Source organism: Pseudomonas sp. 67(2021) (assembly GCF_017491835.1).
Classification (GTDB): domain Bacteria; phylum Pseudomonadota; class Gammaproteobacteria; order Pseudomonadales; family Pseudomonadaceae; genus Aquipseudomonas; species Aquipseudomonas atacamensis.
The window spans coordinates 280,746-293,914 of sequence record NZ_JAFGYL010000002.1; the positions used below are offsets into that span (position 1 = coordinate 280,746).

The 13,169-nt window shown below is 59.7% G+C and carries 12 protein-coding genes; 5 read left to right on the forward strand and 7 right to left on the reverse strand.

The annotated features are described in order from the left end of the window. The first annotated feature begins 19 nt into the window (after positions 1 to 19). Together J5M66_RS04910 and J5M66_RS04915 are read left to right on the forward strand one after the other, a co-directional pair. Positions 20 to 517, forward strand: coding sequence for a hypothetical protein (locus tag J5M66_RS04910; RefSeq protein WP_123441720.1), 498 nt, complete (start codon positions 20 to 22; stop codon positions 515 to 517). A gap of 157 nt (positions 518 to 674) precedes the next feature. Then, entirely contained in the window at positions 675 to 1,502 is an 828-nt protein-coding gene (locus J5M66_RS04915) for a glycosyltransferase (protein ID WP_207807459.1), read from the forward strand. Positions 1,503 to 1,826: 324 nt separating this feature from the next. Here the strand turns inward: J5M66_RS04915 and J5M66_RS04920 are convergent, their stop codons facing one another. The 6 genes from J5M66_RS04920 to J5M66_RS04945 all read right to left on the reverse strand — a co-directional run bounded on the left by J5M66_RS04920 (position 1,827) and on the right by J5M66_RS04945 (position 7,793). Then, entirely contained in the window at positions 1,827 to 2,411 is a 585-nt protein-coding gene (locus J5M66_RS04920) for a hypothetical protein (RefSeq protein ID WP_073474317.1), read from the reverse strand. A gap of 86 nt (positions 2,412 to 2,497) precedes the next feature. Continuing rightward, the gene (locus J5M66_RS04925) at positions 2,498 to 2,698 is read right to left on the reverse strand and encodes a hypothetical protein (protein ID WP_122610224.1); all 201 of its coding nucleotides are present in this window, start codon (positions 2,696 to 2,698) and stop codon (positions 2,498 to 2,500) included. A gap of 11 nt (positions 2,699 to 2,709) precedes the next feature. Beyond that, on the reverse strand, positions 2,710 to 2,952 hold the full coding sequence (locus J5M66_RS04930) for a hypothetical protein (protein ID WP_016774112.1): 243 nt from the start codon (positions 2,950 to 2,952) through the stop codon (positions 2,710 to 2,712). Positions 2,953 to 3,614: 662 nt separating this feature from the next. After that, complete coding sequence (locus tag J5M66_RS04935; RefSeq protein ID WP_207807321.1) at positions 3,615 to 4,682, reverse strand: lipocalin-like domain-containing protein; 1,068 nt, start codon at positions 4,680 to 4,682, stop codon at positions 3,615 to 3,617. Next, on the reverse strand, positions 4,672 to 7,143 hold the full coding sequence (locus J5M66_RS04940; RefSeq protein ID WP_207807460.1) for an ABC transporter permease: 2,472 nt from the start codon (positions 7,141 to 7,143) through the stop codon (positions 4,672 to 4,674). The genes J5M66_RS04935 and J5M66_RS04940 overlap by 11 nt, the downstream gene beginning before the upstream one ends. Beyond that, the gene (locus J5M66_RS04945; RefSeq protein WP_016774109.1) at positions 7,140 to 7,793 is read right to left on the reverse strand and encodes an ABC transporter ATP-binding protein; all 654 of its coding nucleotides are present in this window, start codon (positions 7,791 to 7,793) and stop codon (positions 7,140 to 7,142) included. Before J5M66_RS04945 ends, J5M66_RS04940 begins: the two co-directional genes overlap by 4 nt. Before the next feature lie 138 nt (positions 7,794 to 7,931). Here J5M66_RS04945 and J5M66_RS04950 point away from each other — a divergent pair, with 138 nt between their 5' ends. After that, positions 7,932 to 9,905, forward strand: a complete 1,974-nt coding sequence (locus tag J5M66_RS04950; RefSeq protein WP_207807322.1) for an alkyl sulfatase dimerization domain-containing protein — start codon at positions 7,932 to 7,934, stop codon at positions 9,903 to 9,905. A 337-nt stretch (positions 9,906 to 10,242) separates the two neighbouring features. Here the strand turns inward: J5M66_RS04950 and J5M66_RS04955 are convergent, their stop codons facing one another. Then, positions 10,243 to 11,094: an AraC family transcriptional regulator gene (locus J5M66_RS04955; protein WP_123443226.1), complete on the reverse strand. Its 852-nt coding sequence runs from the start codon at positions 11,092 to 11,094 to the stop codon at positions 10,243 to 10,245. Between the two features lie 97 nt (positions 11,095 to 11,191). Here J5M66_RS04955 and J5M66_RS04960 point away from each other — a divergent pair, with 97 nt between their 5' ends. Further along, on the forward strand, positions 11,192 to 12,136 hold the full coding sequence (locus J5M66_RS04960) for a LysR family transcriptional regulator (protein WP_123443225.1): 945 nt from the start codon (positions 11,192 to 11,194) through the stop codon (positions 12,134 to 12,136). Continuing rightward, positions 12,133 to 13,152: an AraC family transcriptional regulator gene (locus tag J5M66_RS04965; RefSeq protein WP_123443224.1), complete on the forward strand. Its 1,020-nt coding sequence runs from the start codon at positions 12,133 to 12,135 to the stop codon at positions 13,150 to 13,152. Before J5M66_RS04960 ends, J5M66_RS04965 begins: the two co-directional genes overlap by 4 nt. Positions 13,153 to 13,169 lie beyond the last annotated feature (17 nt).

Sequence of the window (13,169 nt, forward strand, 5' to 3'; positions counted from 1 at the left end):
TCTCGAGTCTGAAAACCCAATGAATACCCGTCAGATAACGCTTGCCAATCGATGGACCGCAACCTTTCAAAACATCGGCGAGTTTCGCATGGGCGTCGAGGGCTGGGGCTTGCTTCTACAGGGGCCGAATAACCAGACGATCAAATACTTCGCAGACCAGATTGTTCTAGCGAACGACGAGGACGGCAACCAAGCCAACACCTGCATCCTGCTCTCGGTCGATGGTGTTTACGGCTGTTTGCATACGGCCGTAGACGGCGACTGGGTGATCGATTTTGCGCGAGGGATGATTGCCCCTCATCGAGTAACGATTCGCCACCATCACGATGCTTACGACGAAAGCCTTTCAGTATACGAACAGCCGGCCTTCAAACGTGCGCGCCAGTACGTCAGTGTTGTCGGAAAACACATCTACCTGACTTTTCCGCTAACCAGAGATGAGGACTTTCCCAAGGTATGGGACGAATACCTGGCAATCCGCAAGCGCCAACTGGATGAGCTTTACTTCGCAACCTGATGAACGCATGGCTACATCCGGTACGCATCCCAACCGTTTTACGTCCTCACACTTCTCCAGTGTCCGACCCTGCCAAATTAAGCTTCACCTAAGCTTCCCCCGCTAGCATCCCGGCTCATCAACCTGTCGTCTTGAGCCGTGGATGAGTCCCTCCGACATGAAAGCCTTTGATCTACCTACCCGACCGCATCCCAACTTCAGTCTTGTTCTGGTCAATTACAAAACCCCGGACATTACCCGCATGTGTCTGGAGCTGTTGCGCGAGCATGTTCAGGCGCAGGGCATTGCAGTGTGGGTGGTGGACAACGATTCGGCGGATGCCAGCCTCGATTATTTGCGTTCGCTGGACTGGATCAATCTGATCGAGCGGCCGTCGCCGGGCAAGGAAATGGGGCATATCGCCCATGGCAAGGCGTTGGATCTGGCCTTGGCGAAAGTTGAGACCGATTACTTGTTTCTGCTGCACACCGACACCTTTGTCTACGACATGGAAGTGTTTGCGATGATGTTGCGCGAATGCACGAAAAATGCGGACATGGCGGCGGTGGGTTGTGTTGAGCAACTTGATCGTGGGTTACTGCGTGATACCTGGCGTTTAACTTCGCGGTTCTGCAAACATCATGTTCGTCGGCTCAAAGTTCATCTTGGCCTGCGTTCGAAGCCGCCACGCCCGTATATAGAAACCCATTTGAAAAGTTTCTGCACGCTGTGGAATGCGCGGCTGATGAAGTCGCTGGGTTTGCACTTCTGTATGGATGAGGAGGTGCCTGGTTACACGCTTCAGGATCGAATGGTCGGGTTGGGCTATGGCGTCAGGTTCCTCTCGCCGCGGAAGATTTTCCGCTATCTGGACCACATTCAGGCCGGCACCGTCGCGGCGGCGGGCACGTATGGCAAGGATCATCGCCGCACAAAAATGTACCAGCAGACCCTCAAACGCTTGCAGGGGCAGCACGGCAAAGCCGGCATGCAAGCTTCGACTTGATCGAAAACAATAAAAAAAGGGCGACTAAAAAGTCGCCCTTTTTGTTTGCAGATTCTGTATACAACTTTTGCAAGTAATGGAGTTCGCCCAGTGTAATGGCCTGGCAATCCTTGCACCGGTAAAGAGCCCTGACACTGGGCGAACGCCGAGGATTTTAATTCAAACAAGTGGACCTGTCGTCATGGGCAAACATGAAATTTTTGGACTGAAAAGTTAAAAACTGTGTTTTGCCGATTTATCCCGGGAATTGTCTTACAAAAACCTTTATATGATTGCTCTCATACATAAAGTTGTACAAGAGCAATAAACTTGTAGAGTTAATACTCAACTATCGTGCTGACTGGTCACTTTCAGGATATCGGTATAAGTGACAATAACGCTCTGCCCTACTTTCAGATCTTTCAACTTGGCCTGAATCTCCGGCTTCTTCACATCGAGCGTCTTCGATTGTCCGGACGGATCTTGGAGGGTGACCTGATTGGTCTTCAAATCGATTTTGCTGATTTTCAGCTGCACCTGAACCTGACGATAGGCCTCGCCGCCCGGGTTATCGCTGCCCGGGGCCTTGCGCAGTTCGCCGGTACGTTCGGTGGTGCCTGGCAGACCTTTATCCACGTCTGTATCGAGATAAGCGGCGACAGATCGCTGCACTTCGATCTTCACCAGGTCCCCTACTTTGAGATTGGCGAGATTTTTCGCTTTGTCGCTGAGCTGAACGTGGACCTGGCGTCCCTCGGGGCCTTCCAGCACGACCTGGTGATTGGCCGGGTCGACGGCGAGCACTTTGGTGGTAACGGAATCGGCCTCAACGACGGCGGATAACGGAATGTCGGCAGCCAGAGCGCCGAAACTCGTGACAGAAAGCAGCGTTGCGAGAGTGATGGCCTTGGCCAGAGCGTCGAGCTTCATATGCATTACTTTCCCTGTGATGAAATGGCGACACCCGCCACCGAAAACACTTCAGCGGCGGGCGTGCCAGTGAGCATAGACGCTGTTCAGGGCTTGACTTGGGTTTGTGGGCCTCGGGTGTGTGGCTTGGCGGTCTCCTGCGCAGTGGATTCGCCACTCGGCGTGCCTTTGCCGCTGTCCTGCCGCTGCTTGGGATCGGTCGGGCGCAGCGCATCGTTATCGCGTTCGGTTTCGCCGGCCGGGCGCGGTTCGTCGGGATTGTCGTTCTGGTTGCTGGTCTTGTTCATGGCAGAAGTCCTCAGGCTTCGGGATCGTCGAGTTCGCGGGCGACGTTGACCTCGGGTGACTGCTTGTGCAGATCATCGGCTTTGGCGCGCAACAACTGCCATTGCTCAAGATCAATCGCGCCTTGGCCGAGCAGGTCATCGGCGATGCGCTGCAGATCGAAATAGTGAGCGTCGGGCGATTGCTGCCAAAGCGTCTGATCGTCGAACAGGCGTTGCCAGGTGTTGAGGTCTGGGAGTTGCACGTCGTCGCTCATGGGTGAGTCCGAAAATGGCGGGTTTCTGGGTAGAGCCTTTTGGCGAAGGGAGAGTTCCGAGCGGTTTGATTAGTGGCGACCTTGCTGACGCCATCGCTGGCAAGCCAGCTCCCACAGGGATTGGGGTTAAGCTGTAATTCATCGGTGTTTTTGAGATAGCTATCGCGAGCAGGCTCACTCCTACAAGAGCAAGAGCAAGAGCAAGAGCAAGAGCAAAAGCAAAAGATCGCAGCCTTCGGCAGCTCCTACAGTCCCACGTTCACCTATAGGCCGAGTGTCAGCTCGCCTGCTCTTGATCTTGATCTTGATCCACCGGCGACGTCGGAAGGCTGAGTGGAGGGATTGATCCGGGCGCGGGAGTGCAGCGACCGTCTGGCGAAGCCAGACACAGCGGAAGGAGGTGCAGCGAAGCAAACCGTAGCCGCTACGCCCGGATCGATCCCGCAGCGAAGGAACCCGAGCCTGCGAGGGCCGAACGTAGGAGCTAGCGTTTTTTGCTTACTTTTTTTGGCGCTTGTAAAAAAGTAAGTCGCCGTAAGGGCGAAACCCTAAGCAGCCGTTACCGCAGCAACGGATATGTACCCGGTCAAGCAGAACAAATCATCGCTCGACAAAAAGCCTTCGCGAGCAAGCTCGCTCCTACAGGGAAACTGCACCTACCGTTAATATCCGGTCATTTCCAGATAGCCCTGGCCAGGATGGCTGCCGTCAATCTTCACCGGCCCCTCCCAATACGGAATACGCAAATCCATCCAGGCATTGCGGTTGATCGCGTCAACGCTGATATCGAGTTGCTTGTCGGGAATGCGGATCGACCATTTCACCGGCATCGGTCGATCAGCCACCTTGGCCGTATCCTGAGGAACGAGGCTGATCTGCTCGCTGTGCAATGTCTGAATCTGCCCGTCAGCGGCGATCCAGGTGCCGGTCAGATAAGGCGCGCCGTCCTTCTGCCGCATGCGGTAAAGCATCACATGTTCGCCGCTGTCCAGATGCAGGGAGAACCAGTCCCAGCCCGTCTGATTGGCGGTGAGTGGCTGACTGCTCCACTCGCGATCGAGCCACGCCGGGCCGCTGACGCTGTAGGTCTGGCCGTCGATCTGCAGCGTGCCGCTGGCCTGGAAAAATGGCTGGCTGTAGTAATACGAGGCCTGACCTTCTTCGGATTTCTGGCTGAAACCGTTGTCGCCTTGCAGCACCAGCGGGCGGCTGGAGGTGAGGCGCAGTTGATAAGCGAAATTCTTGTCACGAGCACTGAGTTGCATATCGCGCAACGGATCCTGCGCCTGACTGGCAAACATCCAGTCATCGATCCACGCCTCGAACGGCGCCAGGCGCACGCCGGCCTGGCCTACTCCGCCCCGGGCGTAGCGCTCGGCGGCGTGGTGCACCGAGGGCGAGGTGACTGCCGCATGGCCCAGCCAGATCGTTTGGTTGCCCCAACCGGCCTGCTCAGCGACTGGTTTCAGGGCGCTACGGAACAGCGTCCATTGCACGCCAAAATCATTGCCCTGTTGATCCTTGAGATTGGCGGTGACGTACCACCACTCGATGCGAAAACCATCATGCGCGCCGTGATCGGCCGGGAAGCTGAACACCCGACCGGGCACCACCGGGGTGAACGATTGCGCCTGATCGCCCATGCCGGCAAAACCCTTCTCCTCGGGTGCAGGCTGATCGCAGCCAGCGAACAGCAGCGCAATCATCAGCACGAGCCATTTAGTCCTCATGGGCAAACGTCCTCAGCAAGTCCGCCGGTTGCGTGCGGTACAGCGAATACAGCGGCCATGCCGAGGCCAACAGAGTCGCCAGCAAGGCCAGGCCCATCAGTTGCAACAACTGCAAAGGAAACACCCGCAACGGCAAGCGCCAGCCGAATGCCTGCACATTGATCACCGCATCCAGGCACCACGCCAAAGCAATGCCCAACGGCAGCGCCAACAGCAACGTCAATACGGCGAGCAGCCAGGTCTGGCCGAGGTTGAGCAGCATCAATTGTTTGCGCGTCACGCCCAGCGCCCACAGCGGTGCGAGTTGACTGAGGCGACTCTGGCTCTGGGTCAGCAGACTGATGAACAGCGCCACGCCAGCCACGGCCAAGGTCAGGCTGTTCAACGCCGCCGTCGCGGCAAAGGTGCGTTCGAAGACCTGCACCGACCAGCCCTTGAGCCGCGCCTGATCGACGATGCGGTTGTCATCCAGCGCAAAACGCGCCTGCAAGGCGTTGAGCAGCGCCGGAATCTGTGCTGGATCGATACGCAAATTGAAGCGATTCGGCGTGAGTTGCGGCCAGCCGCGCAGCAGGTGCTCACTGCTGATCAGCAGGTGCCCTTTCGGATTGCCGTAGTCAGCGTAGATGCCGACGATACGCGGCGACCACGTACCGTTTGGCGTGGGAATGTTCAGATGCTCGCCCGGCCGCAACTTCAGGCGTCGTGCCAGTTGTTCGCTGAGCATCACCGCATCATCCGTGGCCAGTTTGCCCCACGGATGGCTGCCACTGCTGTCGAGCAACGGCCAATGCTGGCGATAGTAAGAGTGGTCGATGATGCCGTAAACATCGGCCGGCCAGCCTTGCAGTGTCACCGAAACCTGCCAGTTGGGCAGCACCGCGGTCACATTGGGCTGCTGCTTGAGCCAATTGTGCATCTCGCGGGCCTGCGCCGGATTGGCGGGGTTGATGTACAACTCGGCGCTCAGGCGTTGTTCGAGCCAGTCGTTGAAGGTCTGGCGAAAGCCGGCGGTCATGCTGCCGGCGCCGATGTTGGCGGCGAGCGCCAACAGCAGCGCCATCAGCGCCAGACTCAGGGCTGGCAGTTGCTGGCGGCAGTCGGCGAGAAACCATTGGCCGAGCACCGACCGACTGCGCCCGAGCAACGGGTTCAACAACGCGCTGAGCAGCACCGGCAAGGCCAGCGCGGCACCGAGCAACAGCCCGGCCATCAACACGAAACCGCTGCTCAGGCTGTCGCCCCAGATCAGCGCCGCCAGCGCAATCGCCAGCAGCACCATCGCCAGCCAACCCTGCCGGCGCAACCAGCGCGAATACTGTTGATGCCAGGCCTGCGGATCGGCCACCGCCAGCAACGGCAGGCGCGCCGCCCGCAGCAGACTGTTGGCCCCGGCCAGCAAGGCGCCAAGCAGGCTCAGACCGATGCCGCTGAACCACCACCAGGGGCTCAAACGCAACTGCCCCGCCACTTCCGCGCCATACAGACCGCGCAGGCTGGCGGCGACGTCCGGCAGCAGCACGCTGGCCAGCCAATAGCCGCTGATCACACCGAACAATCCACCGATCAGCGCCAGCACACCCAGTTCAACCACCAGACACGCAATCAGCATTCGCGCACTGACGCCACAGGCACGCAACGTGCGCAGCAAGCCTCGACGCTGTTCCAGAGCGAGGCCGATGGCGGCGTGGACGATAAACAAGCCGACTAGAAACGATAGAAATCCAAGGGCATCGAGATTGAGGTGAAAGCTCTCGGTCAGCCGCGCGAGATTGTTTTCTTCACCGCTGCTTTTGAGCTGCAAGCGATCGGTGAAACTCGCTGGTAATTCTTGATGAAAGTCCTTGGGCAGCAGCAATCGCGACAATTGCTCGGGTTGGTCGAGCAGTCTTTGCGCTGCGCCGATGTCGACCAGTAACAGGCCCGGCGCCATGTCCTTCTGCGCGAGCAGCGGCGGCAGGGTCTGGCCGTTCACGGTTTGCGGTGTATCGCCTTCGCGCAAGCCGAGCATTTGCATCGTGTCCGGGGAAATCCAGGTGCTGCCCGGCGGGCTGAAAAATTCGACGATGCGCTCGATCGGCATCGCCTGCCCGGCTACCGCGGAATCCGACGGCAGCGACACCGGCTCGATGCCCATCACCTGAATCCGCTGGTCTTCGTGGCCCTTGAGCGTCAGCCGGCCCTGCAACACCGGTGACACCGGCCAGCCCTGACGGCGCAGCTCGATAAACCAGCGCTGGGGAAACAGTGCCCCATTCGGCGTGCTGAGGCTGGCCTGTGGTTCGCCGCCGATCATCTGGCTGGCCCGCGCGTAGCTGTCGCGCGCCTGACTGTTCAGCGCCTCGACGCCAGTGAGCAGACTAGTGGCCAGCCACAGCCCGGTCAGCACACTGAAAAACTGCACGGGATGGCGCCGCCAGTGGCTGAGCAGCGCGCGCAGGGTTTGCCGCCAGATCATCAGGCGACCCGTCCGTTCGACAACACCACGCGCTGAGCCAGACGCGCCGCAACGCGCTGACTGTGAGTGACCATCAACAAAGTCGTCGGCGTGTCATCGAGCAATTCCAGCAACAGCCGCAGCACTTCATCGCTGGTCGCTTCATCGAGGCTGCCGGTGGGTTCATCGGCCAAGAGCAATTTCGGCTGCGAAGCCAATGCGCGGCCCAATGCGACTCGTTGCTGCTGGCCGCCAGAGAGTTGCTCGGGATACCGCGAGAGCAGATCGCCCAGACCCAGACGCTGCACCAGATGCGCTTGCCAGCGCGGCTCATGGCGCCCGGCGAGGCGCGCCTGAAAGGCCAGGTTGTCTTCCACGCGCAGGCTGCCGATCAGGTTGAACTGCTGAAACACCAGACCGATTTCCGTGCGCCGCCAGTTCGCCAGTTGCGCTTCGCTCATGGCTTCCAGGCGATGTTCGCCGCTGCGAATGCTGCCGCTGTCGACCTTGTCCAGCCCCGCCACCAGATGCAGCAGCGTGCTTTTGCCACTGCCCGACTCGCCCATCAGCGCGAGGCTGCCACCGGCCTCCAGCGTCAGGTCGACGCCTTGCAGCACCGGCAACAATCCCTGTGGCGTGGCATAGCTTTTGAAAACGTCGCGAACCTCAAGCATGGGCAAACCCGATCAGTGAACCTGGGCCTAGGATAGCGGCCCTGAATGGTTTTTGTCCGCTGATGATCATCGCCAACTCCGGGACGCGCCATACGCTGCTGGCTGTTCGGCCATAACGATAAAAAACCGGAGACACCCATGCCCCGTTTCATCCTGAGCCCGCGCGGCCTGCTGACCTGCCTGATCACCGCTTGCCTGAGCCAACCGTTGCTCGCTGCTGACGGTCCGGTTGCGCCGAGCATGCAAACCGCCGCAAGCAACGCTGCCGTGCTGCAAACCCTGCCTTTCAGCGACCGCACCGATTTCGAATCCGTCAGCAAAGGCTTGATCGCACCCTTCAAGGGTCAGATCAAGGACGCTGCCGGCAAAGTCATCTGGAACGTCAATGCCTATGATTTCCTCGCCAAAGACAAGGCGCCGGAATCGGTCAATCCAAGCCTGTGGCGACTGGCCCAGCTCAATGCCCACGCCGGTCTGTTCGAGGTCAGCCCCAAGCTCTATCAGGTGCGCGGCCTCGACCTGGCCAACATGACCATCATCGAAGGTGACGACGGGCTGATCATCATCGATCCGCTGACGATGGCCGAAACCGCCAGGACTGCGCTGGATCTGTACTACGCCCATCGCCCGCGCAAACCGGTCGTCGCGGTGATCTACAGCCACACCCATGTCGATCATTTCGGCGGCGTGCGCGGGGTGATCGACGAGGCCGATGTCAAGTCCGGCAAGGTCAAGGTCTACGCGCCGGTCGGCTTCATGGAACACGTGATGAGCGAGAACGTCATGGCCGGCAACGCCATGAGCCGCCGCGCGCAGTACCAGTTCGGCAGCCTGTTGCCGCGCAGTGAAAAAGGTCAGGTCGATGCCGGCCTCGGCAAGAGTGCGCCCAGCGGTGGCACGGTCACGCTGATCGCGCCTACCGATCTGATTGCCGAACCGTTGGAAACCCGCACCATCGCTGGCCTGCAAGTCGAATTCCAGCTGACCCCAGGCACCGAAGCGCCAGCGGAAATGAATCTTTATCTACCGGGGTTGAAAGCCTTGTGCATGGCCGAAAACGCCACGCAGATGATGCACAACATCCTCACCCCGCGCGGCGCGCAAGTGCGTGATGCCAAAGCCTGGTCGCAATACCTCGACGACAGCCTCATGCGCTACGGTGACAAGGCCGACGTGCTGTTCGCCCAACACAACTGGCCGACCTGGGGTGGCGAGCGGATTCGTACTTTGCTCGCCGATCAGCGCGACATGTACGCGTTCATCAACGACCGCACCCTGCACTTGCTCAACCAGGGCCTGACGCCGCTGGAAATTGCCGAAGCAATCAAGAAACTGCCCGGCTCGCTCGATCAGAAGTGGTACACCCGTGGTTATTACGGCTCGCTGAGTTTCAATACGCGCGCGGTGTATCAGCGCTACATGGGTTTCTACGACGGCAACCCGGCCAACCTCAATCCGCTGCCCCCGGTGGATGCGGCTAAACGCTCGGTCGAGGCCATGGGCGGTACCACGTCGGTGCTGGAGAAAATGCGCAGTGCGATGGCCAGCGCTGACTACAGCTGGGCCGCGCAGTTGGGCAACCAGTTGCTGTTCGCCGATCCGGACAACGCGGATGCCCGCACCGCTCAAGCCGAGACGCTGGAGCAGTTGGGTTATCAAAGCGAGAACGCCACCTGGCGCAACATGTACCTGACCGGTGCGATGGAACTGCGCAACGGCGTACCACCGCAGTCTGCCAATACCGTATCGGTGGACATGGTCCGGGCGATGAGTCCGGAAATGTTCTTCGACTACCTCGCGGTACGCCTGGACAGCGACAAAGCCGTGGCCCATGACCTGACGCTGAACTGGACGTTCGACGATGTGCAAAGGGATTTCACCCTGACCTTGCGCAACGGCGTGCTGACTCACCGCGCCGGCTTGAATCCGGCGGCGGATGCGAGGGTAAGCCTGAGCCGCGATACGCTGGAGAAGATCAGCCTGAAACAATTGGACTTCCCGACGGCGATGCAAAAAGGACTGGTGAAGTTGCAGGGCAATGGTCAGAAATTCGGATTATTGATGGGCAGCCTGGATACGTTCGGGCCGCAGTTCAATATCGTCACGCCTTAAGTCAAAAGCCCCTCACCCTAGCCCTCTCCCGGAGGGAGAGGGGACCGACCGAGTTGCATGTACGAGATACGCCGACGTGGGATAACGAGTTGAATGCAATTTTGAATAACACGCACATCAGCTCCCATGATTCATAAGCCCCCTTCCCGGAGGGAGAGGGGACTGACCGTGTTGGACGTACGAGATACGCCGACGTGGGATACCGAGTTGAACTCAGATTCCGACCGCCATGAAGATCGGCTCCCTTTCCCCCTCGCCCCCTTGGGGGAGAGGGCTGGGGTGAGGGGGTAAATCTTGCTGACACCCTCGATAACGATCAATCACCTCAATCCTGCTTTCAACAAACCTGCCCCGGATTCAACCGAAACTGCTTCGGCGTAATCCCGAACTGTTTGCGAAACGCGCGGATAAAGTTGCTCGGCTGGCGATAACCCAGCCGCTCAGCTATCCGTTCGATCGGTTGATCACCCGCCGTCAGCCAGTGCCGCGCCATTGTCAGATTGTCCTCACGCGCAGGTGCGCGAGTTTCAGCGTGCCAGTGACGCAGCATGCTCTGGTGCAGAAACGGGTTGGTGCCCAGCAAGACCTGATCGAGGCTATATCTCGGCAAGGTCAGGCACAGATGTTCGCCCTGCTCCACCGCGATACCCACTCCACGCAGCCAGCCACCGGCCAATTGCGCCGGGCGCAGGCTGACACTCACAAACAAATCTCCAGGCGCCCCGCCCAATCGACGGGCAATGTTGCGCACCAGCGTTATCACTGCCGCATCCAGAGCGAAATGATGCAAATGCCCCTGCTGCGAACGCAGGCGCAAATGAGCCACGTCGCCCGCCTCGACGAGTTCCACCGCAACGTAATTGATCACCCTTGGCAAGCAGTCGATGAAGCACTTCAGACTGGCCCGCAAGGTCGCGGACGAGTCGAGCAGGATATTCAGTCCTTGCAGGCAATCGGTCGCCATCCCGTCGGCCAGTTCACAGCCAAACGTCGGCGCTACCCCTGACCACTCACACTCACACCACAACTGTTCAAGCGCTTGTGCGGCGATCAATTGATGCTGCCCGGCGAGCACTGACGGGCAGATCCCGACGCGCGCCATCAAGCGTTGCGGGCACAGTCCGGACTGGCGAGCATGCGCGAGAATCGTGCGGGTAAAGGCGCTTGAGGCGAACAGAGGCTGAGACATGAAGGCGTGCCATCGAAGAACAGGCGTGTACTTATGCCAGCGGACGTGCTATCGATCCAATGCATTAAAAGTATCCGCAAAATGCAGGAGACGCATGATGGATCTTCGCCAGCTTCGCCACTTGGTCGCCCTCGCTGATTACCGCAACTTCGGGCGCGCCGCCGAGGCGATCAACCTCAGTCAACCGGCGTTCAGCCGCAGCATCCAGACTCTGGAGCGTGATCTTGACTGCGAGCTGGTCGAGCGCAGCAGCCGCGAATTTCGCCTGACCGGGCAAGGCGAGCTGGTGCTGCAACATGCGCGGCGCCTGCTCGCTGGCAGTCAGGCGCTGCACAACGAATTGACGCAATACAACGGCCTCACCGGCGGCGAACTGCAATTCGGTTGCGGTCCGTATCCGGCGCAGGTGCTGGTGCCGGAAGCGCTGGCCGACTTCATTGATGCGCATCCGGCGATTCGCACGCGGTTTCATCAGGGCGACTGGCAGCAATTGACGCTGTGGTTGCGCGAGCAGCAGATCGAGTTTTTCGTCGCGGACGCGCGGCACTTTGTCAGCGATCCGCAGTATCAGGTGCACCTGCTGCGCACGCGGCCGGGACGGTTTTTCTGTCGCGCCGGCCACCCGCTCCTCGCGCAACGAGACCTGCGATTGCGCGCCCTGCTCGATTACCCGATCGTCGGCACGCGCATTCCACCGATGATCCGCAAGGTGCTCGCCGATATCCTCGGTGAGCAGGACTTTACCCCGAGCGTCGAGTGCGCACAATTTGACGCGATCCAGCGCGTGGTCCTGCGCTCCGATGCCGTGGGGCTGGCCACGCTGGAGTCCTTGCGTGAACAACTTGATCGCGGCCTGATCGAGCTGCTCGACTTTGTCGACGTCCCCCATGACGAGCCGGCGCTGCAACTGGGTTATGGCATCGTCAGCCGCGCCGGTTTTACCCTGACGCCAGCAGCGCGGGCGATGATCGAGGCGATCCTCAGCGTCGATCAGCGTTTGCTGGCGGCTAACGGAGCGACGGGAGACGCGCGCACAACATGAGCAAAATCCATCCGCAACCCGCCAACGCTTTTTACGCGCCGACCCTGCTGCCGGCCATTGAAGAATTGCTCGCGCGCGGCATTAGCCAAGGCGCAATCGAAGCACAACTGCGCCGCAGCCTGTCCGATCTGCGCACGCCGTTCACGCGCATGCCGCTGCTGATGTCACGGCGCTTCTGGGCGTTTGCCGTGGAACAGAGCGGCGATCCACTGATCGGTCTGGCGGCGGGTGAACGCTTCGTTTCGACGGCCACCAATGGACTGACCTATCTGTTCGATGTCGCCGTGTCGCTGGAACGTGCCTGTGAGTTTTTCGCCGAGTACTTTGCGTTTTTCAACGGACACTTCCGTGTGCAAATCCTGCGTGAAGATGGCGGCGTAACACTGCGCCTGGTCGAAGCCGGCAGTCTTGATGCTCCGGCGGCGCTGACCGATTACATCCTCGTCAGCCTTTGCAGTCTGGTGCGGCGCAAGTTGCTCGCCAGCGGCGTGCCCGATGATCCGGTGCTGGGTGTGGCACTGGCATCGGCAAGCCGCGAGGAACATGCATCGGCGTTGCGCACCCCGGTGAGCGCAGAGCAGTCATGGGCGGCGATTTATCTGGATCCTCAGCTGTTCGTAATGCCGTTGACACCGGGTAATCCGGGATTGGAAACAACGCTTGTCGATCTGCTGGAACAGACCCGACGTCTCAGTGAATCGACCTTCCTCGGACAGCTCAGCGATTATCTGATCGAAGATCTGGCGACAGCGGATTGGCAGCAGTTCTGTGTTACACAGCATGTGCTTGAGCGCACGGCGGCAAGGCGTTTGAAGGCGTTGGGCTGGACTTTCAGCGAACTGCTTGATGAGCATCGCCGCTATCGTGCCGAGGACCTGTTGCAATCCGGGGCGCTGGAGCTGGTCGAAGTGGCGGATCGGTTGGGTTACAGCGATGTGCAGGGATTCAACCGGGCTTTCGCGCGCTGGCTGGGGTGCGCGCCTGGGGAGTATCGGGCGCGGTGGCTGAAGCTTTGAATTGGCTGATGTCAGTG

What these genes read in the sequence shown, in the direction of transcription:
- J5M66_RS04910 (WP_123441720.1), top strand. Translation starts at nt 20, where the DNA reads ATGAATACCCGTCAGATAACGCTTGCCAATCGATGGACCGCAACCTTT.
- J5M66_RS04915 (WP_207807459.1), top strand. Translation starts at nt 675, where the DNA reads ATGAAAGCCTTTGATCTACCTACCCGACCGCATCCCAACTTCAGTCTT.
- J5M66_RS04920 (WP_073474317.1), bottom strand. Translation starts at nt 2,411, where the DNA reads ATGAAGCTCGACGCTCTGGCCAAGGCCATCACTCTCGCAACGCTGCTT.
- J5M66_RS04925 (WP_122610224.1), bottom strand. Translation starts at nt 2,698, where the DNA reads ATGAACAAGACCAGCAACCAGAACGACAATCCCGACGAACCGCGCCCG.
- J5M66_RS04930 (WP_016774112.1), bottom strand. Translation starts at nt 2,952, where the DNA reads ATGAGCGACGACGTGCAACTCCCAGACCTCAACACCTGGCAACGCCTG.
- J5M66_RS04935 (WP_207807321.1), bottom strand. Translation starts at nt 4,682, where the DNA reads ATGAGGACTAAATGGCTCGTGCTGATGATTGCGCTGCTGTTCGCTGGC.
- J5M66_RS04945 (WP_016774109.1), bottom strand. Translation starts at nt 7,793, where the DNA reads ATGCTTGAGGTTCGCGACGTTTTCAAAAGCTATGCCACGCCACAGGGA.
- J5M66_RS04950 (WP_207807322.1), top strand. Translation starts at nt 7,932, where the DNA reads ATGCCCCGTTTCATCCTGAGCCCGCGCGGCCTGCTGACCTGCCTGATC.
- J5M66_RS04955 (WP_123443226.1), bottom strand. Translation starts at nt 11,094, where the DNA reads ATGTCTCAGCCTCTGTTCGCCTCAAGCGCCTTTACCCGCACGATTCTC.
- J5M66_RS04960 (WP_123443225.1), top strand. Translation starts at nt 11,192, where the DNA reads ATGGATCTTCGCCAGCTTCGCCACTTGGTCGCCCTCGCTGATTACCGC.
- J5M66_RS04965 (WP_123443224.1), top strand. Translation starts at nt 12,133, where the DNA reads ATGAGCAAAATCCATCCGCAACCCGCCAACGCTTTTTACGCGCCGACC.